Origin of the sequence: Pantoea deleyi, assembly GCF_022647325.1 — a bacterium.
In the GTDB taxonomy this organism is placed as follows: Bacteria; Pseudomonadota; Gammaproteobacteria; order Enterobacterales; family Enterobacteriaceae; genus Pantoea; species Pantoea deleyi.
Genome location: NZ_CP071405.1, coordinates 3,263,406 through 3,289,207, shown reverse-complemented (window position 1 = coordinate 3,289,207; position 25,802 = coordinate 3,263,406). Strand labels below are relative to the sequence as shown.

At 59.8% G+C, this 25,802-nt stretch carries 20 protein-coding genes and 1 riboswitch; of the genes, 9 read left to right on the top strand and 11 right to left on the bottom strand.

Going from position 1 to position 25,802, the window contains the following annotated elements; all coding sequences use genetic code 11:
* Positions 1-71 precede the first annotated feature (71 nt).
* Entirely contained in the window at positions 72-881 is an 810-nt protein-coding gene (djlA, locus tag J1C59_RS15565; RefSeq protein ID WP_128084647.1) for a co-chaperone DjlA, read from the top strand.
* A 63-nt stretch (positions 882-944) separates the two neighbouring features.
* Here the strand turns inward: djlA and rluA are convergent, their stop codons facing one another.
* From rluA to polB, 3 genes are all read right to left on the bottom strand, one after another.
* On the bottom strand, positions 945-1,598 hold the full coding sequence (rluA, locus tag J1C59_RS15560; protein ID WP_128084646.1) for a bifunctional tRNA pseudouridine(32) synthase/23S rRNA pseudouridine(746) synthase RluA: 654 nt from the start codon (positions 1,596-1,598) through the stop codon (positions 945-947).
* Positions 1,599-1,638: 40 nt separating this feature from the next.
* Positions 1,639-4,545: an RNA polymerase-associated protein RapA gene (gene rapA / locus J1C59_RS15555; RefSeq protein WP_128084645.1), complete on the bottom strand. Its 2,907-nt coding sequence runs from the start codon at positions 4,543-4,545 to the stop codon at positions 1,639-1,641.
* 153 nt (positions 4,546-4,698) lie between these two features.
* The gene (polB, locus tag J1C59_RS15550) at positions 4,699-7,053 is read right to left on the bottom strand and encodes a DNA polymerase II (protein WP_422615487.1); all 2,355 of its coding nucleotides are present in this window, start codon (positions 7,051-7,053) and stop codon (positions 4,699-4,701) included.
* A 175-nt stretch (positions 7,054-7,228) separates the two neighbouring features.
* Here polB and J1C59_RS15545 point away from each other — a divergent pair, with 175 nt between their 5' ends.
* Positions 7,229-7,993, top strand: a complete 765-nt coding sequence (locus tag J1C59_RS15545) for a DedA family protein (RefSeq protein WP_111139386.1) — start codon at positions 7,229-7,231, stop codon at positions 7,991-7,993.
* Positions 7,994-7,998: 5 nt separating this feature from the next.
* On the opposite strand, the gene thiQ is transcribed toward J1C59_RS15545, so the two are convergent.
* The 4 genes from thiQ to sgrR form a co-directional block, all read right to left on the bottom strand.
* Complete coding sequence (thiQ, locus tag J1C59_RS15540; RefSeq protein ID WP_140917026.1) at positions 7,999-8,700, bottom strand: thiamine ABC transporter ATP-binding protein ThiQ; 702 nt, start codon at positions 8,698-8,700, stop codon at positions 7,999-8,001.
* Entirely contained in the window at positions 8,684-10,294 is a 1,611-nt protein-coding gene (gene thiP / locus J1C59_RS15535) for a thiamine/thiamine pyrophosphate ABC transporter permease ThiP (protein WP_140917025.1), read from the bottom strand. The genes thiQ and thiP overlap by 17 nt, the downstream gene beginning before the upstream one ends.
* Positions 10,270-11,256, bottom strand: coding sequence for a thiamine ABC transporter substrate binding subunit (gene thiB / locus J1C59_RS15530; protein ID WP_140917024.1), 987 nt, complete (start codon positions 11,254-11,256; stop codon positions 10,270-10,272). The genes thiP and thiB overlap by 25 nt, the downstream gene beginning before the upstream one ends.
* Before the next feature lie 46 nt (positions 11,257-11,302).
* A riboswitch (TPP riboswitch) is annotated at positions 11,303-11,405 on the bottom strand.
* A gap of 35 nt (positions 11,406-11,440) precedes the next feature.
* On the bottom strand, positions 11,441-13,108 hold the full coding sequence (gene sgrR, locus J1C59_RS15525; protein ID WP_128084252.1) for an HTH-type transcriptional regulator SgrR: 1,668 nt from the start codon (positions 13,106-13,108) through the stop codon (positions 11,441-11,443).
* A gap of 252 nt (positions 13,109-13,360) precedes the next feature.
* Between sgrR and J1C59_RS15520 the strand changes: the two genes are divergently transcribed.
* Positions 13,361-14,539 (top strand): MFS transporter, encoded by a 1,179-nt coding sequence (locus J1C59_RS15520; protein ID WP_128084253.1) that lies wholly within the window; start codon positions 13,361-13,363, stop codon positions 14,537-14,539.
* 42 nt (positions 14,540-14,581) lie between these two features.
* Here J1C59_RS15520 and leuD read toward each other — a convergent pair whose 3' ends face one another.
* From leuD to leuA, 4 genes are read right to left on the bottom strand one after another with little or no spacing between them, the layout of a single operon-like run.
* Entirely contained in the window at positions 14,582-15,187 is a 606-nt protein-coding gene (gene leuD / locus J1C59_RS15515; RefSeq protein ID WP_128084254.1) for a 3-isopropylmalate dehydratase small subunit, read from the bottom strand.
* 3 nt (positions 15,188-15,190) lie between these two features.
* Positions 15,191-16,597 carry a 3-isopropylmalate dehydratase large subunit gene (gene leuC / locus J1C59_RS15510; protein ID WP_128084255.1) on the bottom strand — a complete coding sequence of 469 codons (1,407 nt, stop codon included), beginning with the start codon at positions 16,595-16,597 and terminating at the stop codon, positions 15,191-15,193.
* A gap of 4 nt (positions 16,598-16,601) precedes the next feature.
* Entirely contained in the window at positions 16,602-17,693 is a 1,092-nt protein-coding gene (leuB, locus tag J1C59_RS15505) for a 3-isopropylmalate dehydrogenase (protein WP_128084256.1), read from the bottom strand.
* Between the two features lie 2 nt (positions 17,694-17,695).
* Complete coding sequence (gene leuA / locus J1C59_RS15500; protein WP_128084257.1) at positions 17,696-19,258, bottom strand: 2-isopropylmalate synthase; 1,563 nt, start codon at positions 19,256-19,258, stop codon at positions 17,696-17,698.
* 901 nt (positions 19,259-20,159) lie between these two features.
* Between leuA and ilvI the strand changes: the two genes are divergently transcribed.
* The 6 genes from ilvI (at position 20,160) to ftsL (ending at position 25,800) form a co-directional block, all read left to right on the top strand.
* Positions 20,160-21,884: an acetolactate synthase 3 large subunit gene (gene ilvI / locus J1C59_RS15495; RefSeq protein ID WP_140917023.1), complete on the top strand. Its 1,725-nt coding sequence runs from the start codon at positions 20,160-20,162 to the stop codon at positions 21,882-21,884.
* 2 nt (positions 21,885-21,886) lie between these two features.
* Positions 21,887-22,378: an acetolactate synthase small subunit gene (gene ilvN, locus J1C59_RS15490; RefSeq protein ID WP_009092152.1), complete on the top strand. Its 492-nt coding sequence runs from the start codon at positions 21,887-21,889 to the stop codon at positions 22,376-22,378.
* Positions 22,379-22,572: 194 nt separating this feature from the next.
* Positions 22,573-23,583 (top strand): catabolite repressor/activator, encoded by a 1,011-nt coding sequence (gene cra / locus J1C59_RS15485; protein WP_128084258.1) that lies wholly within the window; start codon positions 22,573-22,575, stop codon positions 23,581-23,583.
* A gap of 497 nt (positions 23,584-24,080) precedes the next feature.
* Positions 24,081-24,539, top strand: coding sequence for a division/cell wall cluster transcriptional repressor MraZ (mraZ, locus tag J1C59_RS15480; RefSeq protein ID WP_111139399.1), 459 nt, complete (start codon positions 24,081-24,083; stop codon positions 24,537-24,539).
* 2 nt (positions 24,540-24,541) lie between these two features.
* Entirely contained in the window at positions 24,542-25,483 is a 942-nt protein-coding gene (gene rsmH / locus J1C59_RS15475; RefSeq protein WP_140917022.1) for a 16S rRNA (cytosine(1402)-N(4))-methyltransferase RsmH, read from the top strand.
* Entirely contained in the window at positions 25,480-25,800 is a 321-nt protein-coding gene (gene ftsL, locus J1C59_RS15470) for a cell division protein FtsL (RefSeq protein ID WP_003854764.1), read from the top strand. The genes rsmH and ftsL overlap by 4 nt, the downstream gene beginning before the upstream one ends.
* Positions 25,801-25,802 lie beyond the last annotated feature (2 nt).

Sequence of the window (25,802 nt, the reverse complement as noted above, 5' to 3'; positions counted from 1 at the left end):
TTAGGCGCTGAGGTAAATGACAGGTATGATAATGCAATTTTCAGCCGCAAGCATGGCGAATTGAGGAGTTTATGCGCTACTGGGGAAAAGTTGTGGGTCTGGCGGTGGGATTACTTTCCGGCGCCGGCTTTTGGGGTATTGTGATCGGTTTGATCATTGGCCATATGATTGACAAAGTACGCGGTGCGCAAGGCAAGGCTTACTTCTCAAACAATCAGACCCGACAGACGCTGTTTTTCAGCACCACCTTTCAGGTGATGGGCCATCTGACCAAGTCAAAAGGGCGCGTCACCGAAGCCGATATTCAGATTGCGTCGCTGCTCATGGAGCGGATGCAGCTGCACGGTGACTCACGCACGGCCGCCCAGCGCGCCTTCCGTGAAGGCAAACAGGCGGACTATCCGCTGCGCAGCAAACTGCGTGAACTGCGCAGCGCCTGCTTTGGCCGCTTCGACCTGATCCGGATGTTTCTGGAGATCCAGATCCAGGCCGCCTTTGCCGACGGTTCGCTGCATCCCAATGAGCGTCAGGTGCTCTATGTGATCGCCGAGGAGCTGGGGATTTCACGCACGCAGTTCGATCAGTTCCTGCGCATGATGGAAGGCGGCCAGCAGTTTGGCGGCGGCCAGCACAGCGCGGGCGGTTTCCAGCAGGCGCAACGCGGCCCGACGCTGGATGACGCCTGCAGCGTGCTGGGCGTAAAGCGCAGTGACGACGCGACCACCATTAAGCGGGCCTATCGCAAGCTGATGAGTGAGCATCATCCCGACAAGCTGGTGGCGAAAGGCTTACCGCCCGAGATGATGGAGATGGCGAAGCAGAAAGCGCAGGAGATTCAGGCGGCGTACGACCTGATTCGCAAAGAGAAAGGCTTCAAGTAATCCCCGGCGGCCTGGCCTCTTCTGTCACCGAGGAGGCCGGCCGTCGCTGGCGTGGCGTGAGTCTCAGAAGTCGGCGGGCTGACGAAACGTCATCGCATTGCCAAACGCCGGATGGGTGATAGTCAGCGACTCCGCATGCAGCAACAGGCGGGACGCCATCGCCCTGGCATCCGGATGGGCATAGAAGTTATCCCCCAGAATCGGATGGCCCAGTGCCAGCATATGCACCCGCAGCTGGTGCGAGCGACCGGTGATCGGCTTCAGCGACACGCGCGCGCTGTTATCGTCGCGGTATTCCAGCACCTGATACGCCGTCTGCGCGGCTTTCCCGTTCTCAAAACAGACCATCTGCTTCGGACGATTCGGCCAGTCGCAGATCAGCGGCAGATCAACCAGACCCTCCTCCTTTTCCGGATGTCCCCAGATGCAGGCCACGTAGGTTTTGGCTGGCTCGCGCTCGCGGAACTGACGTTTCAGTTCACGTTCGGCGTCCTTGGTCAGGGCGACGACCAGCACGCCGCTGGTCGCCATATCCAGCCGATGGACCGATTCAGCCTGCGGGAAGTCCCGCTGAATCCGCGTCATCACGCTATCTTTGTGCTCGGATAACCGGCCGGGGACGGAGAGCAGACCGCTGGGTTTATTGACCACCATGATATGCGCATCCTGATAAAGGATGTGCAGCCAGGGGTCGCGCGGCGGATTGTAAGGTTCCATGGGGCTTTCCAAAAAAAGAGGGGCCATGCGGCCCCTGAGCTTACTGGTGGGTCACGACAATCAGGCGCAGCGCGTCGAGACGCCAGTTAGCCTGATCGAGACTTTCCAGCACCTGTTCGCGGTTGCTTTCCAGCGCCTCGATTTCATCTTCACGGATGTTCGGGTTCACCGCTTTCAGAGCGTTGAGACGCGAGAGCTCAGCGCCCAGCTTCTCGTTCGCCTCGGTGCGCGCAGCGTCAATCAACGCACGCGCTTCGCTGACGACGCTCTCTTCACCCTGCAGCAGAATCGCATGCACATCCTGCTGAACCGCATTCACCAGTTTGCTGGCGGTATGACGGTTCACCGCGTTGAGCTGACGGTTGAAGCTCTCGAACTCCACTTTGTCCGCCAGATTAGTGCCTTTGGTATCCATCAGCAGACGGATCGGCGTTGGCGGCAGGAAGCGCGTCAGTTGCAGATGCTTCGGCGCCTGCGCCTCTACGACATAGATCAGCTCGACCAGCAGCGTGCCGACCGGCAGCGCCTTGTTCTTCAGCAGCGACAGCGCGCTGCTGCCCGTATCGCCCGAGAGAATCAGGTCCAGACCGTTGCGGATCAGCGGGTGCTCCCAGGTAATGAACTGGGTATCCTCGCGGGACAGCGCCTGGTCGCGGTTAAAGGTGATGGTGCAGCCATCTTCCGGCAGACCAGGGAAATCGGGCACCAGCATGTGATCGGACGGCGTCAGGACGATCAGGTTATCGCTGCGATCTTCCTGATTGATACCGACGATATCAAACAGGTTGAGTGCGAAGTTAACCAGACCGGTGTCGTTATCCTGCTCGCTGATGGCATTTGCCAGCAGCTGCGCCGATTCGCCGCCGTTGGAGTTCAGCTCCAGCAGACGGTCACGACCCTGTTCCAGCTGCGCTTTCAGCGCATCATGCTGTTTACGGCACTCGCTGATAAACGTATCGAAACCTTCGCTGTTTTCCGGCGCGGCCAGATAGCCAATCAGCTCTGAATGCACGCTGTCATAAATGGTGCGGCCGGTCGGGCAGGTGTGTTCAAACGCATCCAGCCCCTCGTGATACCAGCGCAGCAGCACCGCCTGGGCGGTCTGCTCCAGCCACGGCACCAGAATCTGGATGTCGTGCGCCTGGCCGATACGATCCAGACGACCGATACGCTGCTCCAGCAGATCCGGGTTAAACGGCAGGTCAAACATCACCAGACGGCTGGCGAACTGGAAGTTACGGCCTTCGGAGCCGATCTCGGAGCAGAGCAGCACCTGCGCGCCATTCTCTTCGGAGGCGAACCAGGCGGCGGCACGGTCACGTTCGATGATCGACAGACCTTCGTGGAACACGGCGGCCCGGATGCCTTCACGCTCGCGCAGTACCTGCTCCAGCTGCAGCGCGGTGGCGGCCTTGGCGCAGATCACCAGCACTTTCTCTTTGCGGTTGCTGGTGAGATAGCCCATCAGCCACTCCACGCGCGGATCGAAGTTCCACCAGGTGCCGCTGTCGCCTTCAAATTCCTGATAAATCTGTTCCGGATAGAGCAGGTCACGCGCCCGATCTTCGGCGCTCTTGCGCGCGCCCATAATGCCGGAAACTTTAATCGCGGTCTGATACTGCGCGGGCAGAGGCAGACGGATCTGGTGCAGTTCGCGTTTCGGGAAGCCTTTAACGCCGTTGCGGGTGTTACGGAACAGGACGCGGCTGGTGCCGTGGCGGTCCATCAGCATCGAGATCAGCTCCTGGCGCGCCGCCTGCTTGCCGTCGCGATCGCTGTTGGCGACCTGCAGCAGCGGCTCGATATCCTGTTCGCCGACCAGATCGTTGATCCGGTTCATCTCCTCCTGGGAGATCGCCTTGTCTGCCAGCAGCGCCGTGACGGCGTCGGCAATCGGCCGGAAATGCTGCTGCTCTTCAACAAAGGCGGCAAAGTCGTGGAAGCGATCCGGATCGAGCAGGCGCAGACGGGCGAAGTGACTCTCCATACCCAGCTGCTCCGGCGTCGCGGTCAGCAGCAGCACCCCGGCGGTTTTCTCCGCCAGCTGTCCGATTACCTGATATTCGCGGCTCGGTTCGCCTTCTGACCAGGCCAGGTGGTGCGCTTCATCGACCACCAGCAGATCCCACTCGGCATCGGCCAGCTTCTCCAGACGCTGACGGTTACGACGCACAAAGTCGAGAGAGCAGATAATCAGCTGCTCGGTTTCAAACGGGTTATCGCTGTCGTGCTGCGCTTCGGTGTAGCGATCGTCATCAAACAGCGCAAAGCGCAGGTTAAAGCGACGCAGCATCTCGACCAGCCACTGGTGCTGTAAGGTTTCCGGCACCACGATCAGGACACGTTCGGCCCGGCCCGCCAGCAGCTGCTGCTGGATGATCATCCCGGCTTCAATGGTTTTTCCCAGACCCACTTCATCGGCCAGCAGCACGCGCGGCGCATGGCGGCGGCCCACATCATGGGCAATATGCAGCTGGTGAGGGATCAGGTTGGTGCGCATACCACGTAAGCCGCTAATCGGCAGGCGGTACTGCTCACTCTGGTATTTACGGGCGCGGAAGCGCAGGGCAAAGCGATCCATCCGGTCGAGCTGGCCGGCAAACAGGCGATCCTGGGGTTTGCTGAACACCAGCTTGCTGTCGAGCATCACTTCGCGCAGCATCACGTCGCTCTCGTCGGTATCCAGACGGGTACCGATGTAGGTCATCAGGTCATTTTCGTTGCGGACGTCATCGACGCGCATCTGCCAGCCTTCGTGGCTGGTGATGGTGTCACCCGGATTAAAGATAACGCGGGTAACCGGCGAATCATTGCGGGCGTAGAGGCGGTTTTCCCCCGTGGCCGGAAACAGCAGGGTGATCATGCGGGTATCGATCGCCACCACGGTGCCCAGTCCCAGTTCACTTTCCGTATCACTAATCCAGCGCTGACCTAATGTAAAAACCATATATTTTTTGCTCGAATTTTAACGTTTTTAGAGGTGTTTCCCAAAAATCAGGCAATAGCGTTACCGCCAGACAGCAGGGTCTGGAGCGTACTTAAGAGCGGTGAGTTTCAGGAAGGGCGCTATGGTACTGGATGGCAGGGCGTTCGTCACCTGTCAAAAAAGCCCCAGCTGCCCGGTAATCAGTGTAGCAAAGTCCCCCTCCACAAAGGGCAGGATCCCCTCCGCGACGGGCTGAAGTTGTCGGGTTACGTAGTGATCATAGTCCAGCGGGGTGCTGCGCGCCTCCAGCGGCTCGGGGCCGGCCGTCGCCATGACATACCGGATCCGGCCGCCGTTCTGATACTGCAGCGGACGGTTTAATTTGCGATTCTGCTCGTCGGCCAGCCGCGCCGCACGGACGTGCGGCGGCACGTTTCGTTCATACTCCTTCAGCGGACGCCGCAGGCGCTTTTTGTAGATCAGCTGATCGTCGAGTTCCCCCGCCAGCAGTTGGGCCACCGTCTCCCGGATATAATCCTGCCAGGGTTCCCGATGGAAGATGCGGTGATAGAGCTGCTGCTGAAAGGTTTTTGCCAGCGGCGTCCAGTCGGTGCGCACCGACTCCAGCCCCTTGAAGACCATACGCTCGCCGCCCGCGTCACGGATCAGGCCCGCGTAGCGTTTTTTGCTGCCCTGTTCGGCCCCCCGAATCGTCGGCATCAGAAAGCGGCAGAAGTGGCTCTCATACTCCAGCTCCAGCGCACTGGTCAGCCCCTGGGTCTGCTGCAGATGGTCGCGCCACCAGGCGTTCACCTTCTGCACCAGCTGATGACCAATCGCGGCCGCCGCTTCCTCGCTGTGGGCCGACTTCAGCCAGACAAAGGTGGAGTCGGTGTCGCCATAGATCACATCGTAGCCTTCCGCCTCAATCAGCGCGCGGGTCTGCTGCATGATGGCGTGACCGCGCAGCGTAATCGAGGAGGCGAGGCGCGGATCGAAGAAGCGACAGGCGCTGGTGCCCAGCACGCCGTAAAAGGCGTTCATGATGATCTTCAGCGCCTGCGACAGCGGCTGGTTGTTCTGTTTTTTCGCCGCTTCACGGCCCAGCCAGATCTGCTCAACAATCGCCGGCAGGCAGTGGGTCTGCCGCGAGAAGCGCGCTTCCCGGAACCCCGCCACCGAATCGGCATCATCGGGATGGGCCAGGCCCTCCACCAGCCCGACCGGGTCGATCAGGAAGGTGCGGATAATCGAGGGGTAGAGGCTCTTATAGTCCAGCACCAGCACCGAGTCATAGAGGCCGGGGCGCGAATCCATCACATAGCCGCCCGGACTGGCTTCCGGCGCGACATCTCCCCGGTTGGGCGCAACAAACCCGGCGCGGTGCATCCGGGGAATATAAAGATGACTGAAAGCCGCCACCGATCCGCCGTGGCGATCCACCGCCAGGCCGTTGACCGCCGCGCGCTCCAGCAGGAACGGCATAATCGCCGTCTTGTGGAAAATGCGCGTGACCAGCTCGCAGTCTTTAAGGTTATAGCGCGCCAGTGCCGGTTTATCGTTGGCAAAGCGCCAGTTGATCTCCTCCATGCGCTGCCAGGGATTATCGATCGCTTTCCCTTCACCCAGCAGCTGCTGCGACACCGACTCCAGGCTGAAGGAGGGGAAATCCCAGAACGCCGACTTAAGGGCCTCGATGCCGTCGATAATCAGGCGGCCGCTGGCCTGGGCGAAGAAAACGCCGGGCTTGAAGCCATGTTCACGCCACTCCAGCGCGGCCTGCTGGCGCCCCAGGCGCAGCGGGATGCCGTAGCGATCGGCATGTTTCTGCAGCACGCGCAGGTCAAACTGCACCACGTTCCAGCCAATCAGGACATCCGGATCGTGCTCGGCAAACCACTGGTTCAGCGCCTCAATCAGCTGAGGACGGCTGTCGAGGTAGATCAGCTCGAAATCGAGGGCGCTGGCGTCGCCGTTGGCCGGGCCGAGCATGTAGACCTGACGCTGACCGCAGCCCTCCAGCCCGATGCAGTAGAGCTCGCCGTGCTGGGTGGTTTCGATATCCAGCGACACCCACTTCAGCGGCGGGCGATAGTCGGGATGCGGCTTGAGCCGCGCATTGACCACGCTGTCACCCTGCTGCTCGCCGTCAAACCAGACGGGCGCGGTAATAAACCGCTCCATCAGATAGCGCTCCGGCGGGCGGATATCCGCCTCATAGATCGGAATACCCTCTTCGCGCAGCCGTTTTTCGATGCGCTGAAGCTGCCGGTTCTGCGGACAGTAGAGGCCGAAAACCGGGCGACGGCGGAAATCTTTCAGCGCCAGCGACTGCATCCGAAACTGACGCTCATCCTGGAGCAACGCGCTGACCTGCGCCTGAAACGCCTCAGGAATAAAGGCCACGGACTCCTGCAAAGGCAGCACCACGCGCTGCGGGCCCGCATCGGTGGCGAGCCAGAGGATAATTTCCGTGCCATGCGGGCTGTCGCGCCAGTGGCGGGTGAGCACAAAACCTGCGCGGGGCATCATCAGCGGTTCTCCGGACTCAGCGTTTCAGGGTTAAGAAAACCCGTTCAGTATACCATGGATATTTATACAGTTCCCACGGCTGGCTTTTGTCAACATTGCCCTACAATTCTTGCCTTGACGCTGTGTGGCTGGCTCAGGACAATCCAGCCTTCTGCTTTTACTGAGGATGAATATGGAAGCCTGGATTCAACAACTGATTACGCAGTCCCTGGAGTGGGCGCTGTTTGCCGTTGCGCTGGTGACGTTTCTGGAGTCACTGGCGCTGGTCGGGCTGTTGCTGCCAGGCACGGTGATGATGGCCAGCCTGGGCGCGCTGGTCGGCAGCGGCGAGCTTGGCCTCTATCCGGCCTGGGCCGCGGGCTTTGCGGGCTGCCTGATTGGTGACTGGGTTTCCTACGGCATCGGCTGGAAATTCCAGGGGCCGCTGCATCGCTGGAAATATCTGCAGAAATATAAGGGGCTGCTGGATAAAACGGAGCACGCTCTGCATCAGCACAGCATGTTTACCATCCTCGTCGGGCGCTTTGTGGGGCCGACGCGGCCGCTGATCCCGCTGGCGGCCGGGATGCTGGAGCTGCCGGTGCGGAAGTTCCTGCCACCGAACATCATCGGCTGTATCCTCTGGCCGCCGCTCTATCTGCTGCCCGGTATTCTGGCGGGCGTGGCGATCGATGTGCCGAAGGCCGCGCAGGGCGGCAGCTTCAAGTGGCTGTTGCTGGGGGCTGCGCTGCTGATCTGGCTGGGCGGCTGGTTATGCTGGCGCTGGTGGCGCAGCGGCAAAAGCCGTGACTGGGCTACCGCCTGGCTGCCGCCGGAACGCCTGCGCTGGGCAGGCCCGCTGGGGCTGATCGTCGCCGTGGCGGCGTTCGTCGGCATTCAGTTCCATCCGATGATGCCGGTTTTCCGCCACCTGCTGTGGCAGGTCTTTATCGCCTGACCCGCTTAACGACGCGGGATACCGAGGACATCGGCTTCCCGCGTCTCGCCCGACAGCAGCTGTCGGGTTTCGCCATCCCAGTAAACCCGGCCATCCACGATCACCACGCTGCGCGCCGCAATCTGCTGCGCATCTTCCAGACTGTGCGACACCATCAGCAGGGTGATCCCGCGCGCCTCGCACACCGAACGCACCAGCTGCAGCATCTCGCCGCGCAAGGCCGGATCCAGCGCCGAGAAAGGCTCATCCAGCAGCAGCACCGGCCGATCCCGCAGCAGGCAGCGGGCCAGCGCGACGCGCTGTCGCTGTCCGCCCGACAGTTCGCCCGGCAGACGCGTCAGCAGATCGCCCAGCCCCACCTGTGCGGCCAGCGTGACCAGTGCCTGACGCTGCAAAGCCGTGAGCTTTAATCCCGGATGTAGCCCCAGCCCCATGTTCTGCTCCACGCTGAGGTGCGGAAAGAGGTTATTTTCCTGAAACAGCATCGAGACCGGTCGTCTGGCCGGGACGCTGTGCGTATGATCCTGGCCGTCGATGATCAGGGAACCCTGGTTCACCGGCAGGAAGCCGGCGATCAGGCTCAGCAGGGTACTTTTACCGGCGCCGCTGGGCCCGAGAATGGCGATGCGCTCGCCGCGTGCGGCGGTAAGGCTGAAGCGCATCGGCAGATGCTGATAGAGGTAGGTAAGGTTATCGAGAGTCAGCATGGCGACCTGGTAATTTTTCCATTAGCGTAAACAGCAACAGGCAGAGCAGCAGCAGCAGCAGGGCGGTGACTGCGCCATCCGCGCCGCGATAGGCGCCTATCTGCTGATAAAGGTAGAACGGCAGCGTGCGGAAGTCGGCGCTGCCAAACAGCGCGACCACGCCAAAATCGCCCACCGACAGGACGCAGGCAAAGGCCAGCGCCTGCGCCAGCGGACGCTTCAGCGCCCGCAGCTCAATCAGCCGCAGCCGGTTCCAGCCGCGGATATCCAGCGAATCACAGAGTCTGCCGTAACGCTCCGCCACATCCCGCATCGGGTTTTCCAGCACTTTCATGGCATAGGGAATGGCGATCAGCGCATTGGTAAAGATCACCAGCCCCTCTGCCGAATCGGGCAGGCCGATCGTGGCGTTGAACAGCAGGAAAAACCCGGTGGCGAGGACGATGCCGGGCATCGCCAGGATCAGCATCCCGCTGGTGTCGATCAACTGAGCGGCCACCGGGCGCTGACGCAGCCGCAGCTCACGGCTGCTCCACAGCAGCATCATGGTCAGCGCCACACAGAGCAGGCCCGCGCCGGTGGCGATACGCAGCGAGGTAAAAGTCGCCTGCCAGAGGGCTGGCTGCGCCAGTGCGCCCCGCACGCCGCCGTGCAGCCCCTCGACAATCACCGCCGCCAGCGGGGGCAGCAGCAGGAGCAGCGCCAGCAGGATCAGCAGCGTATCGATCAGCTGCGCCGCGCGCGAATCCTGCGGATCGCGCCAGCCGCTGAGCTGGCTGCTTCCGGCGGGGATCGCCTTGCTGAAGCGCTGACTGAGCAGCACCAGCGTCAGGCAGCAGCCGAGCTGGATCATCGCCAGCAGGGCGGCGCGGCCGGGATCGTAGTCATAACTCAGCGCCTGGAAGATCGCCAGTTCGATAGTGGTCGCCTGCGGACCGCCGCCCAGCGACAGCACGGTGGCAAAGCTGGCAAAGCAGAGCATAAAGATCAGCGCCCCGGCAGGCAGCAGCTGACGCCGCAGCCACGGCCACTCCAGCAGACGAAAGTGGTGCCAGCCGCGCAGGCCAAGCTGAGCCGCCAGCTGACGCTGCTCTGCCGGGATCTGCTCCAGCGCCTGCAGCAGCAGACGCGTCGCCAGCGGCAGGTTAAAGAAGACGTGCGCCAGCAGGATGCCCGACAGCCCGTAGGGCGAGAAGTGATAGCCGATCCCGGCCCACTGGCAGAGCTGCGCCAGCCAGCCGGTGCGTCCGTAAATCGTCAGCAGACCAAATATCGCCACCAGCACCGGCAGCACCAGGGTCATGGCGCACAGGCGCAGCAACAGCTGACGGCCGGGAAAGCGGCGGCGATAGAGCGCCCGCGCCAGCGGCAGGGCGGGCAGCAGCGACAGCAGTGCGGAGAGCAGCGCCTGACCGAATGAGAACGCGATGACATGGCGCAGGTAATCATCCTGCAACATGCTGCGCAGATCGGTTTCCGGTGCGGCGCTCCAGAGTGCGCCGAAGGCCAGAAACGCCACCAGGGTTAGCAGCAGCGTGGCGAACGATCCGGGCAGCAGCCAGCCCGGCATCAGCGACTGACTGCGCGTTGCCACTGGCTAATCCAGCCGGCGCGCTGGCTGGCGACCTCTTCCGGCGAGAACTGCAGCGCGGTGGCGGGCACCGTCAGGGCGTTAAAACCGGCGGGCAGCGGCGTGGCGGTCACCGGGTACATCCAGTTACCGGTCGGAATGGTGCGCTGGAAGTCGGGGGAGACCATAAACGTCATGAACTGCTGCGCCAGCTCGGGCTGCCTGCTGCTGGCTAACTGCGCGGCGACTTCGACCTGCAGATAGTGGCCTTCGGCAAACGGGGCGGCCGCATAGTTCTCTTTCTTCTCTTCGATGATGTGATAAGCCGGTGAGGTGGTGTAGCTCAGCACCAGATCGCTTTCCCCTTTCAGGAACAGGCCATAGGCCTCACTCCAGCCTTTGGTCACCGTCACGGTTTTCTGCGCCAGCTTCTGCCACGCCTGCGGTGCCTGAACGCCATAGACTTTCTGCATCCAGAGCAGCAGACCTAAGCCGGGGGTGCTGGTGCGGGGATCTTCGTAGATCACCCGCCACTTCTGCGGGCTGTCGACCAGCTCTTTCAGGCTTTTTGGCGGGTTTTTCAGCCGGGTCCTGTCATAGACAAAGGCGAAGTAGCCATAGTCAAAGGGGATGAAGGTCGTGTCATGCCAGCCGCCGGGCAGGGTTAATTTTGTGGTGTCGACCTGACTGCTGGCGAACAGGCCGGTTTTCTGCGCCGTCTGCACCAGATTGTTGTCCAGCCCCAGCACCACATCCGCCTTGCTGTTTTTGCCTTCCATCCTCACGCGGTTCAGCAGCGAGACGCCATCTTCCAGCGTGACAAATTTCAGCTCGCAGTTGCAGCGGGCTTCAAAGGCTTTTTTTACCGCCGGGCCGGGGCCCCAGTCGGCAGAGAAGGAGTCGTAGGTGTAGACCGTGAGAACCGGTTTTGCCGCCAGAACGGGGGCGGAGAGTAACAGCAGGACCGGCAGAACTTTCTTTAACACTTTGCGCTCCTTCAGGAGAATAGGGGATGAGTCGCAAAGGATCTGAGCACTGAGGCCTCTCAAATCCCTACGTCGGTATTAACCGAATCAGGTTCGACGGGTCTCTCTCAGCTGCTTGCTGGTGGCAGGCGGCACCCCGTTGAGAACGCCACATTCTAGTCATTTCATCGGCGTGGCGAAAGCGTTACAGCGCGGGTGGCGCGAACCAGGCCGATTTAAAATCGAACCAGCCCAGCGTATTCATCCGCACGCCGCGCATACTGCGCTGACCTTCGAGCAGCAGCCAGTGGTGAAACAGCGGATGCAGGCCCGCCTCTTCGACTAGCTGTTTGCTCCATTCGGCCAGCGGCAGCGTTTTCTCACGCCAGCGCGCCGCATCGCCCTGCCAGTCGACGGGCAGGCAGTGGTGCAGCAGCGGGATCTCATACAACTGCGCGAACAGCGAATAGTTGAGCGGCAGGGTGAAGTTCACGCTGCCGAGCCAGATGTCACTTTCCGCCTCGCCCTGATACCAGCTCTCGTAGTCGATCTCGCGGGTCACCAGCGTGACGCCATGCTGAGCCAGCAGGGGTCGCAGCGCATTGGCAATGCCTTCATGCTCCACATGCTGGCTGTACCAGGTCAGCGTCAGGTGGGTCAGGCCGGGCGGCTTCTCAACCGGCGTCAGGTCGCGGCGGTGATGCCAGCGCGGCAGCAGGCCATAGGCCGGGAACCAGTAGCGCTGATACCCGACGCCCGCGTGGTTGAGCAGGGCGATGGGGTTAAACAGATAGCTCACCCAGCGCCGGACCGCCGCGTCGCGGCCCTGCGCGGAACGCTGGTCGAACAGCAGGTAGTAGCATCCCTCCTCCAGGCGACTCTCCTCCTGAACCTCATCAGCGCTCTCGCTGTCGCCCTGCAGACGGACACCGGCATAGACCAGCTCATCGCTGATGTCGGGCAGCACCCAGATAGAGACATCGTCGATCAGGGCGCGAAAACCAAAATAGTCATCAAAGGCTTCAATTTTCAGCTGGCTCGCCTGATTGCGGATCACCCGGTAGGGGCCGGTGCCCACCGGCTGGCGGGCAAAATCGGCTAGGGTGGGCCATTCGCGTGGCAGGATCATCGCGCTCACGCTGCCCAGCAGCCAGGGCAGCCACGCGTCGGGCTGGCTTAAGTGGATGTCGAGCGTCCAGGGGGCGGGCGAGGCGATCTCTGCAATATGGGAGAAGAGCGGGTGAGGGCGCTGACGCGCCAGCGTGGCCAGCACATCCTCCATCTCCAGCTCTCTGCCGTGATGAAAACGAATCGCCGGACGCAGAAAGAAGCGCCAGTGTAGCGGCGAGGTCTGCTGCCAGTGATGGGCAATGTCCGGCTCGACTTCCCCGTTTTCCTCATTTATTCGCGTCAGGCCGTTGAAGATCTGGCGGGCAATATGGGTCTCCGAGCGTCGCAGCGGCGAGCCGGGCAGCAGGTTGAGCAGCGGCCGGTAGTAGAGCACCCGCAGGATATGCTTGCCCTGGCGGAAGCTGCGGCCCAGATGCGCGCCGATCATCTGGCGTACCTGATTTTTGTCCCCGACCAGCTGAACCAGCTGATCGATACGATCCTGATCCAGCAGATCCTCGGCGCGCTGCTGCTGTAAGGCCAGCCCGGTGTAGCAGAAGGTGAGCACCGAGCGTTTGCCGCGACCGGCCTCAGCCTGCCAGATCAGCCAGCCTGCGGCCTGCATGCGGTTGAGCAGGTTGCGCATATGGCGGCGCGAGCAGTGCAGCCGATCGGCCAGCTCGCTCAGGGTGATCGCCTGCGTCTGCCCCTGACAGCTCTGCCACAGGCGGATGAACTGCTGCTTCAGACGTGATGAGGACATAAAAGGGGAACTCCCGCTGAAAAGCGCTCTGTTTTTCCTGCCTCATTTTAAGAGCAAACTTTGTGCGATGGGAAGAGCGGGAGGCATTCCCCAGGGAATGGCGTTCGACCCTCACGTCGCGCTTCAGCGCGGTGCTTTTCTGAGTAGGGTGCATTTTCACCGCCAGCAGAGGATCTCTGCTGGCTTTTTTCATGCTGCGCGGTATCGTCTACCCTTCTTTTTTTCCCCGTTTGTCCTGTAAGGGATTTCGCTATGAAATCGCTGTTAACGCGGCAGCGCCGCATCAATCCGGTTTATCTCGCCTTTATGGTCGCCTCTTTTATGCTGGGCGTGGCCGGTGCATTGCAGGCGCCGACCCTCAGCCTGTTTCTGACGCGCGAGGTGCAGGCGCGCCCCTTCTGGGTCGGCCTGTTCTTTACCATCAATGCGGTGGCCGGGATCGTGGTGAGTATGCTGGTGGCAAAGCGCTCTGACAGTGTAGGCGACCGGCGTCATATCATTCTCTTCTGCTGCCTGATGGCGCTGGCCAATGCGCTGCTGTTCGCCTTTACCCGACACTACTTGACGCTGCTCACCCTGGGCGTACTGCTGTCGGCGCTGGCCAGCGTGTCCATGCCGCAGCTGTTTGCGCTGGCGCGCGAGTACGCCGACCAGTCGGCGCGCGAAGCGGTGATGTTCAGTTCGGTGATGCGCGCCCAGCTCTCGCTGGCGTGGGTGATCGGGCCGCCGCTCTCCTTCGCCCTGGCGCTGAACTACGGTTTCGTTACGCTGTTTATCGTGGCCGCCGCGCTGTTTCTGATCTGTATTCTGCTGGTCTGGTTTACGCTGCCGTCGGTGCCGCGCAGCCAGCCGCTGATGCAGAGCGGCGGGCTGCCGATAAGCGGCTGGCGCGATCGGGATGTACGTCTGCTGTTCCTCGCCTCGGTGGTGATGTGGACCTGCAACACCATGTATATCATCGACATGCCGCTCTATATCAGCACCACGCTGGGCCTGCCGGAGAAGCTGGCCGGTCTGCTGATGGGCACGGCGGCCGGGCTGGAGATCCCGGTGATGCTGCTGGCGGGCCACTACGCGCGGCGCATCGGCAAGCGCCGGTTGATGCTGATCGCGGTGGCGGCGGGTGTGCTGTTCTACCTGGGGCTGGTGCTGTTTAATTCCCGCGCGTCGCTGATGGTGCTGCAGCTGTTTAACGCCGTGTTTGTCGGGATCATTGCGGGCATCGGGATGCTGTGGTTTCAGGATCTGATGCCGGGACGGCCTGGCGCAGCGACCACGCTGTTCACCAACTCCATCTCGACCGGCATGATCCTGGCGGGCGTGATTCAGGGGACGCTCAGCGAGCGGCTGGGACATGAGGCGGTTTACTGGCTGGCGTTCGGGCTGGCGGTGGTGGCGCTGGTGATGTCGGCGCGGGTGCGCGACGTATAAAGAAGAACAGGGGCGACCGGGTGCCGCCCCTGTTTAATGCAATCAGCGCAGGAAGGCGGGCTGATTCTGCTCATACTGTGAAATCGACGCTTCGTGCTGCAACGTCAGGCCGATGCTGTCGAGGCCGTTGATCATGCAGTGGCGGCGGAAGCTGTCCAGCTCAAACGGATAAACGTTGTCGCCTGCGGTGACCGTCTGCGCTTCCAGATCGACCGTGAAGCGGATGCCAGGCTGGGCCGCAACCAGTCTGAACAGCTCATCCACCTGCTCTTCGCTTAACTTCACCGGCAGCAGCTGGTTGTTGAAGCTGTTGCCGTAAAAGATATCCGCAAAGCTCGGCGCGATGACGACGTGAAAACCGAAGTCGGTCAGCGCCCAGGGCGCATGCTCGCGTGAGGAGCCGCAGCCAAAGTTCTCGCGCGCCAGCAGGATGCTGGTGCCTTTGAATTCGGGCTTGTTCAGCACAAAGCCGGGCGTCGGCACCGTACCGGCGTCGTCTTCGAAGCGCCAGTCATGAAACAGGTGCTGGCCGAAGCCGGTGCGGGTGACCTTCTGCAAAAACTGTTTAGGGATGATCGCGTCGGTATCCACGTTCGCGGCATCCAGCGGCGCAACAATGCCGGTGTGCTGAGTAAATTTATTCGCCATGACTTAAGCTCCTGTCGTCAGTTCACGGATGTCGGCAAAGTGGCCGGTCACGGCCGCCGCTGCGGCCATCGCCGGGCTGACCAGATGCGTCCGGCCACCGCGGCCCTGACGACCTTCAAAGTTACGGTTGCTGGTGGACGCGCAGCGCTCGCCCGGATTCAGACGGTCGTTGTTCATCGCCAGACACATTGAGCAGCCCGGCAGACGCCATTCAAAGCCCGCTTCCAGGAAGATTTTATCCAGACCTTCCGCTTCAGCCTGCGCCTTCACCGGACCGGAACCCGGTACCACCATTGCAATCACGCCCGGCGCGACCTTGCGACCTTTGGCGATCGCCGCGGCCGCACGCAGATCTTCGATGCGGGAGTTAGTGCAGGAGCCGATAAACACTTTATCAATTGCGACGTCGGTCAGACGGATGCCCGGCTGCAGGTTCATGTAGGCCAGCGCTTTTTCCGCAGAGGCGCGCTCCACCGGATCGGCAAAGGAGGCCGGATTCGGGATCAGCTGATCCACCGCGATCACCTGACCGGGGTTGGTGCCCCAGGTGACCTGCGGCGCAATCTCTTCCGCCTGCAGCGTGACCACCGCATCATAGTGCGCGCCCTCGTCAGACTTCAGGGTGCGCCAGTATTCCACGGCCTGCTCCCATTTCTCACCCTGCGGCGAGAACTGGCGACCTTTCAGGTAGCTGAAGGTCGTTTCATCCGGTGCGACCAGGCCCGCTTTCGCGCCCATTTCGATCGCCATGTTGCACAGGGTCATACGGCCTTCCATGCTCAGCGCCTGGATCGCCGGGCCACAGAATTCAACCACATAGCCGGTGCCGCCTGCGCTGCCGGTTTTGCCGATGATCGCCAGTACGATATCTTTTGCGGTAATCCCGGCCGGGGCCTGGCCCAGCACTTCGATCTTCATGGTTCTGGCCCGACCCTGCTTCAGGGTCTGGGTGGCAAACACATGCTCGACTTCAGAGGTGCCGATACCAAAGGCCAGCGAGCCAAAGGCGCCGTGCGTCGCGGTATGTGAGTCGCCGCAGACAATGGTCATGCCCGGCAGCGTCATACCCTGCTCAGGGCCGATAACGTGGACGATGCCCTGGAAAGGGTGATTCAGGTCATACAGCTGGACGCCAAACTCCGCGCAGTTCTTCATCAGCTCCTGCATCTGAATACGCGCCATCTCGCCGGAGGCATTGATGTCTTTGGTCTGCGTCGAGACGTTATGATCCATGGTGGCAAAGGTTTTGCCCGGCTGACGGACTTTACGCCCGTGCGCGCGCAGCCCGTCGAAAGCCTGCGGCGAGGTCACTTCATGGATCAGGTGACGATCGATGTAGAGTAACGGCGTTTCATTCGGCGCTTCGTGAACGACATGAGCATCAAATAACTTCTGGTATAAGGTTTTCATTGTTTTATTTTTCCTCGGCGATAAAGCGGGCAATGATGCTGCCCATCTCATCTGTGCTGACCGCAGGGCCATCACCGGCTAAATCTTTGGTGCGGTAGCCCTGTTCCAGCGCACGGCTGATGGCGCGTTCAATACTGTCGGCAGCCGCATCGGCATTCAGGCTGTAACGCAGCAGCAGCGACAGCGACAGGATCTGAGCGACCGGGTTAGCAATATTCTGACCCGCGATGTCCGGCGCAGAGCCACCCGCCGGTTCGAACAGGCCGAAGCCCGCTTCGTTCAGGCTGGCCGAGGGCAGCATTCCCATCGAGCCGGTGATCATGGCGCATTCGTCAGAGAGAATGTCACCAAACAGGTTGGAGCAGAGCAGCACATCAAACTGCGAAGGATCCTTGATCAGCTGCATGGTGGCGTTGTCGATATAGATGTGGCTCAGCTGCACGTCCGGGTACTCTTTCGCCACCTCGTTGACGATCTCACGCCACATGACTGAAGTCTGCAGCACGTTCGCTTTATCGACCGACGTGACCTTGTTGCGACGCTTGCGGGCGGACTCAAAGGCGATGCGGGCGATGCGCTCGATCTCAAACCGGTGATAGACCTCGGTATCGAAGGCGCGCTCTTCCGGGCCGTTGCCTTCGCGTCCTTTTGGCTGACCAAAGTAGATGCCGCCCGTCAGCTCACGCACGCACAGAATATCGAAGCCCTTCGCGGCGATGTCGCTGCGCAGCGGGCAGAATGCTTCCAGGCCGCTGTAGAGCGCCGCCGGACGCAGGTTACTGAACAGCTTAAAGTGCTTACGCAGCGGCAGCAGGGCACCGCGCTCCGGCTGTGAGGCGGGCGGCAGGTGTTCCCATTTCGGGCCGCCAACGGAGCCAAACAGGATCGCGTCGGCCTGCTCGCAGCCAGCCACGGTTGCGGGGGGCAGAGGTTCGCCATACTGATCGATAGCGATGCCGCCGACCGCATATTCCTGCGTGGTGATCTGCATATCAAAGCGCTGACGAATGGCCTCCAGCACTTTCATCGCCTGCGCCATCACTTCCGGGCCGATGCCGTCACCGGGTAAAACTGCGATATGAGAGGAGCTGGACATGGTTATACGGTTTCCTTCTGATCTTTAAATTTGCGCTGCAATTCCTGTTCAACCTGACGGGCACGCCAGATGTTGTTCAGGGCGTTGACCATCGCTTTGGCGGAGGATTCGACGATATCGGTCGCCAGACCCACGCCGTGGAACTTGCGGCCGTTGTAGGCGACCACGATATCGACCTGGCCCAGGGCATTCTCGCCGTGGCCTTTGGCGGTCAGTTTGTAGTCAACCAGCTCGGCGTCAAACTGCGTGATCCGGTTAATCGCCTGATAGACCGCATCCACCGGACCGTTACCGGTAGCCGCATCGGATTTGCCCTCATCACCGCAGCCCAGATTGACGGAGGCGGTGGCGGTGATGCCGGAGCCGGTCTGGACGTTGAATTCGCGCAGCTGGAAATGCTCCGGCTCTTCGTTCTGCTTGTTGATAAAGGCCAGCGCCTCCAGGTCGTAGTCGAAGACCTGACCTTTCTTGTCGGCCAGCTTCAGGAAGGCGTCATACAGCGTATCCAGGTTGTAATCCTGCTCGGCATAGCCCATCTCTTCCATGCGATGTTTTACCGCCGCACGACCGGAACGGGATGTCAGGTTCAGCTGAATTTTGTGTAAGCCGATCGACTCCGGCGTCAGGATCTCGTAGTTTTCGCGGTTCTTCAGCACGCCATCCTGATGGATACCAGAGGAGTGAGCGAAGGCGTTGGAACCGACCACCGCTTTATTGGCCGGGATCGGCATGTTGCAGATCTGGCTGACCATCTGGCTGGTGCGGTAGATCTCCTGATGATGAATATTGGTGTGGACGTTCATGATCTGCTGACGGGTTTTAATCGCCATGATCACCTCTTCCAGCGCACAGTTACCTGCACGTTCGCCCAGACCGTTCATCGTGCCCTCAACCTGACGCGCGCCCGCCTGAACCGCCGCCAGGGCGTTGCCGGTTGCCATCCCCAGATCGTCGTGGGTATGCACAGAGATGATCGCTTTATCGATGTTCGGTACGCGGTTCATCAGCTCGCTGATAATATGGGCATATTCGCCCGGCAGGGTGTAGCCGACGGTGTCCGGGATGTTGATGGTGGTGGCACCGGCGTTAATGGTGGCTTCCACCATCCGGCACAGATCATCAATCGGGGTACGGCCGCCATCTTCGCAGGAGAACTCCACGTCGCTGGTGTAGTTACGCGCCCGCTTCACCATATGCACCGCACGCTCAATCACTTCCGGCAGGGTGCTGCGCAGTTTGGTTGCGATGTGCATCGGCGAGGTGGCGATAAAGGTATGAATACGGAAGGCTTCGGCCACGCGCAGCGATTCGTACGCGGCATCGATATCTTTCTCTACGCAGCGCGCCAGACCGCAGACCCGGCTGTTTTTAATGGTGCGCGCGATAGTCTGTACGGATTCAAAGTCGCCAGGTGAGGAGACCGGGAAACCGACTTCCATCACATCCACGCCCATGCGCTCCAGCGCTAACGCGATCTGCAATTTTTCTTTCACACTCAGGCTGGCCTGCAATGCCTGCTCACCGTCGCGCAGAGTGGTATCGAAAATAATGACTTGCTGACTCATCGTAATCATCCTTATGCATTTTCTGGCCTGGCAACGAGCATAAAAAAACCCGCGACAGGCGCGGGTTTTTAACTTTCAGCAGGTTTGAATCAGTGTCTGATTCCGCCCACAAGTCTACCGCGCAAGCTGTGTGCGTTTAGTAGTAGACCGAGAAGGCGAGCAAAACGAAACATGGATTCAAACCTTATAAAATGTTGTGCTGCACATATTGGTACTGGAATCACCGGGGGATGTCAACCTTCAATGCAGGGTTATTCTGCGCGGCGCGGAAGGAAGATATTCTGTTATTTCACGGTCAGGCAGCGGATTAAACAGCAGGGTAACGGCGGCCGCGGTCACCCCCTTGCGCTGAGCGGCCTTGCTGGCTCTTTTTGAGATGTAAAGTAATAAAAATAAAGCGTTTTTATCGAAAGAGGCTCCTGCCGGACACAGAATTTATCACCTCCGGGTTAGCATAATCGCATGTGTCTGACTGATTTAATGGTTAATTACGCCAGAAAAGAAAAGTGTCAGACGATTGTGGGCTGGAGCCGGGCGTAATAAGTTTTCGTTATTTCTTATATCACGCTGAAAATAATTTCTTACTCAGCATTTTCCGCTGCGGTTCTGCGGCGCAATTAGTTTAATCCGCGCAGCCAATTCTTTTCGGGCAGAGCCTTTACGCCCCGGCCATTTAATTTACGCGGGTTTGTGGTTTGCCTGCCCGGTTAAGTGCGGTTATGGTAATCGACCTACTCTCAGAACAATGAACGCAGCAGATTTCTCTGTAACCGGACCGCGATCGCTGTGTCGCTGTCGTGAATAAACATACGTTTTAGATTGGCAAAGCAGGCACCGACGCGGTGTGACAGGCCCGATGGGCCTGTCAGCAGCGTCAGGTTCTGCAGCCTGGAGGCAGAAGATGGAGATGTTGTCAGGAGCCGAAATGGTCGTCCGTTCGTTAATCGATCAGGGCGTTAAGCAGGTATTCGGTTATCCGGGTGGCGCAGTGCTGGATATCTACGATGCGCTGCAAACCGTCGGAGGTATCGATCACATTCTGGTACGCCACGAGCAGGGCGCGGTGCACATGGCGGATGGCCTGGCGCGCGCGACCGGCGAAGTCGGCGTGGTGCTGGTCACCTCCGGCCCCGGCGCCACCAATGCGATTACCGGTATCGCCACCGCCTATATGGATTCGATCCCGCTGGTGATTCTGTCGGGTCAGGTTCCTTCGTCACTGATTGGCTATGACGCCTTTCAGGAGTGCGACATGGTCGGCATCTCCCGCCCGGTGGTGAAGCACAGCTTCCTGGTAAAAAGTACCGAAGAGATCCCCGGCGTGCTGAAAAAGGCGTTCTGGCTGGCCGCCAGCGGACGCCCGGGCCCGGTAGTGATCGACCTGCCAAAAGATATTCTGAACCCGGCGAATAAGCTTCCTTATCACTGGCCGGACACGGTCAGCATGCGCTCTTACAACCCGACCATTCAGGGGCATAAAGGGCAGATCAAACGCGCCCTGACCACCCTGCTGGCCGCGAAGAAGCCAGTGATTTACGCCGGTGGCGGTGCCATTACCGCAGGCTGCGAAGCGGAACTGCTGCAGCTGGCCGAAAGCCTGAACGTGCCGGTCACGACCTCGCTGATGGGGCTGGGGGCGTTTCCGGGCACGCACCGTCAGTGCGTCGGCATGCTGGGCATGCACGGCACTTACGAAGCCAATATGACGATGCACAATGCCGATCTGATTTTTGGCGTCGGCGTCCGCTTCGATGACCGCACCACCAACAATCTGGCGAAATATTGTCCCAACGCCACGATAATGCATATCGACATTGACCCGACGTCGATCTCCAAAACGGTGGCGGCCGATATTCCGATCGTCGGTGATGCGAAGCAGGTGCTGCAGCAGATGCTGGAGTTACAGGCGCAGAGCGACACTCCGTCAGGCAGCGAGAGCCTGCACGACTGGTGGCAGGCGATTGAAGGCTGGCGCAGCCGTCACTGTCTGGAGTTTGATCGCACCAGCGACAAAATCAAACCGCAGGCCGTGATCGAAACCATCAGCCGCCTGACCAAAGGCGAAGCTTATGTGACGTCGGATGTGGGCCAGCACCAGATGTTTGCGGCGCTCTATTATCCGTTCGATAAACCGCGTCGCTGGATCAACTCCGGCGGTCTCGGCACGATGGGCTTTGGCCTGCCTGCCGCGCTGGGCGTGAAGATGGCGCTGCCGGAAGAGACGGTCATCTGCGTCACGGGCGACGGCAGCATCCAGATGAATATTCAGGAGCTGTCGACCGCGCTGCAGTACGATCTGCCGGTGCTGGTGCTGAACCTGAATAACCGGGTGCTGGGCATGGTGAAGCAGTGGCAGGATATGATCTACTCGGGTCGTCACTCCCAGTCTTATATGGAGTCGTTGCCTGATTTCGTCCGCCTGGCGGAAGCCTACGGCCACGTCGGGATCGCCATTGAGCATCCGGCGGAGCTGGAAGAGAAGCTGACGCTGGCGCTGGAGACCCTGGCGAAGGGGCGTCTGGTCTTTGTGGATGTCACCGTTGACGGTAGCGAGCACGTCTACCCGATGCAGATTCGCGGTGGCAGCATGGATGAGATGTGGTTAAGCAAAACGGAGAGGACATAATTATGCGTCGTATTTTATCAGTTCTGCTGGAGAATGAATCCGGCGCATTATCCCGTGTCGTCGGCCTCTTTTCACAGCGCGGCTACAACATCGAAAGCCTGACCGTGGCACCGACCGACGATCCGACCCTGTCGCGGATGACAATCCAGACCGTGGGCGATCAGAAGGTGCTGGAGCAGATCGAGAAGCAGCTGCACAAGCTGGTCGATGTTCTGCGCGTCACCGAACTGGGGCAGGGCGCCTACGTTGAGCGCGAGATTATGCTGGTGAAGATTCAGGCCAGCGGTTATGGCCGCGAAGAGGTGAAGCGTAATGCTGAGATCTTCCGCGGTCAGATCATCGACGTGACGCCGACGCTGTACACGGTTCAGCTGGCAGGCACCAGCGACAAACTGGACGCCTTCCTGAACTCCGTACGCGAGGTGGCCGAAATCGTTGAGGTGGCACGCTCCGGAATCGTGGGCGTTTCACGCGGCGATCGCATCATGCGTTAATCACGCACCGTCATCATCGAACCTGACCTAACCCGGCGAAATGCCGGGTTTTTTTATTTTTTATGCGCCAGGCGGGTTACATTCAGAAAAGCGGTTGCTCCGCGCACTTTTCTGCTGTTAGATGATAGTCATAGGTTATCCATAGCGTAACTGCGGCTATTCTGCCGCGACGCGGATTTGATGGTGGGGTTATCGTGAAGCTGGATGAAATCGCGCGTTTAGCAGGCGTATCGCGCACCACGGCCAGTTATGTCATCAATGGCAAAGCGCGGCAGTATCGTGTCAGCGACAAAACCGTTGAGAAAGTGATGGCGGTGGTTCGTGAGCATAATTATCACCCCAATGCGGTGGCCGCCGGGCTGCGCGCCGGGCGCACGCGCTCGATTGGATTAGTGATTCCCGATCTGGAAAACACCAGTTACACCCGTATTGCCAACTATCTTGAGCGCCAGGCGCGTCAGCGCGGCTACCAGCTGCTGATCGCCTGTTCAGAAGATCAGCCCGATAACGAGATGCGCTGCATCGAGCATCTGCTCCAGCGGCAGGTCGATGCGATCATCGTTTCGACCTCCTTACCGCCGGAACACCCTTTCTATCAGCGCTGGATCAACGACCCGCTGCCGATTATTGCATTAGACCGGGCGCTGGATCGTGAGCACTTCACCAGCGTCGTCGGTGCCGATCAGGATGATGCGCAGACGCTGGCCGCTGAATTGCGTCAGCTGGACGTCAAAAATGTGCTCTTCCTGGGGGCGCTACCTGAGCTGTCCGTGAGTTTCCTGCGCGAAATGGGCTTCCGTGACGCCTGGAAAGGCGATTCCCGCCCGATTGACTACATCTACTGCAACAGTTTTGAGCGGACCGCCGCCGCCGCGCTGTTTGAGCGTTATCTTGACGATCACCCGATGCCGGAGGCGCTGTTTACCACCTCTTTTGGTCTGTTGCAGGGGGTGATGGATGTGACGCTGAAACGAGACGGGCGCTTGCCGACCGAGCTGGCGATTGCCACCTTTGGCGACCACGAACTGCTCGATTTTCTGGAGTGTCCGGTGCTGGCCGTCGGGCAGCGTCATCGCGACGTGGCAGAGCGCGTGCTGGAATTAGTTTTAGCCTCGCTGGATGAACCCAGAAAACCGAAACCGGGTTTAACCCGCATCCGGCGTAATTTATACCGGCGCGGACAATTAAGCCGAAGAGTGAAATGAATCTCAGGCGGGTATTACCATGCCCGCCCGCTTTATTTTCACAATTTAACTGATTAAATAAACAGGTCGACGTAAAAAAGCGTAAATTCTCCTCATCAAATCTCACAAAGCAGAAAGGACGAATTTTATTATCTGCTTACAACTTCAACAAACTTCCCGGCCCCGTCGCCCCTGAACCCGCTGGGCTTCCTTTCGGAAATCCCCTAAAATGCCGCAGCTTTCTGCCGGACCGCGATAAATATTAAGTGGGTCACACTGTTTCATTTTTAAGCGTTTTTTCACAGATCGTTTTTTTTATTCAGATATTCATTGGCTTAATTTTTACTTTTCTCTTTCATTCGATTATATCGTCGCCAGAGATTAATTTTGCGCTCTGTAAAGAGTGATATTCAGCTACCGCTCCGGCTTGACAATGATTTCCCCGGATCCTTAAACTCGTTTCGTGGTAAAAAGTGGGATAAAGTGGTGTAAACGGGTGACCAGGAGGAGAGACTGGCATGTTCCGCGGAGCAACGTTAGTCAATCTCGACAGCAAAGGGCGGCTCGCCGTACCCACGCGCTATCGCGATTTGCTGATCGGGGAATCTCAGGGGCAGATGGTCTGTACCATCGACCTCCACCAGCCATGCCTGTTGCTTTATACCCTGCCCGAATGGGAAATCATTGAAAAAAAGCTGGCACGCCTTTCCAGTATGAATCCACTTGAGCGTCGTGTGCAGCGTTTGCTGCTGGGCCATGCCAGTGAATGTCAGATGGACAGTGCGGGCCGCCTGCTGCTGGCGAACACGCTTCGGCAGCATGCAAAATTAACCAAAGAAGTGATGCTGGTTGGACAGTTCAACAAGTTTGAGCTGTGGGATGAACAGACCTGGTATCAACAAGTCAGGGACGATATTGACGCAGAACAGTCGGCTCAGGAGCCTTTATCTGAGCGGTTGCAGGACTTGTCGCTATAGCTATGCAGGAAAATTTCAAACATACCACCGTACTGTTGGATGAGGCGGTTAACGGCCTCAATATCAGGGAAGACGGTATTTACATCGACGGCACCTTCGGTCGCGGTGGTCATTCACGCCTGATTCTTTCCCGGCTGGGAGAGAAGGGCAGGCTGATCGCTGTCGATCGGGATCCGCAGGCGATCGCCGCCGCCGCCGACATCACTGACCCGCGCTTTTCTATTATTCATGGTCCTTTTTCTGCCCTCGCTGAGTATGTGGCTGAACGGGATCTGGTCGGGAAAATTGACGGCATTCTGCTGGATCTGGGCGTCTCCTCGCCGCAGCTGGATGACGCGGAGCGCGGCTTCTCCTTTATGCGTGACGGACCGCTGGATATGCGCATGGACCCTTCCCGGGGTCAGTCTGCCGCAGAGTGGTTGCTGAATGCGGAAGAGGCCGACATCGCCTTCGTCCTGAAAACCTACGGTGAGGAGCGATTCGCTAAGCGCATTGCCCGGGCCATCGTCGAACGCAATCGCGAACAGCCGATGACCCGCACCCGGGAACTGGCTGAAGTCATTGCCGTCGCCACACCGGTAAAAGATAAGTTCAAGCATCCGGCCACGCGCAGTTTCCAGGCCATTCGTATCTGGATTAACAGCGAACTGGAAGAGATCGACACCGCCCTGAAAGGTGCGGTTGACGTCCTGGCACCACAGGGGCGTCTCTCGGTGATCAGCTTCCATTCGCTGGAAGATCGGCTGGTGAAACGCTTTATGCGCGACCAGAGCCGCGGGCCGCAGGTGCCCGCCGGGTTGCCGATGACTGAACATCAGCTGCGCGCCCTGGGCGGCCGCGAACTGAAACTGCTCGGCAAGATGTCGCCGGGTGATGCGGAAGTGGCCGAAAACCCACGCGCCCGCAGCTCGGTATTACGTATCGCGGAGAAAACCGACGCATGATCGGTAACGAGCGTCACAGTCTGCCCGCCGTCATTGGCGGGGATCTGCTGCGAAAGGGCAAGATTCCGGTGCTGTTGCTGATCGCCGTGGTAGTGTCGGCTGTGCTGGTGGTGACCACCACCCACAAAACACGCCTGCTCACCGCGCAGCGTGAGCAGCTGGTCCTGGAGCGTGACGCGCTGGACATTGAGTGGCGTAACCTGATTCTGGAAGAGAATGCGCTGGGCGACCACAGTCGTGTCGAACGCATTGCCACCGAGAAGCTGCAACTGCAGCACGTTGATCCTTCACAAGAAAATATCGTGGTGCAGAAATAAGG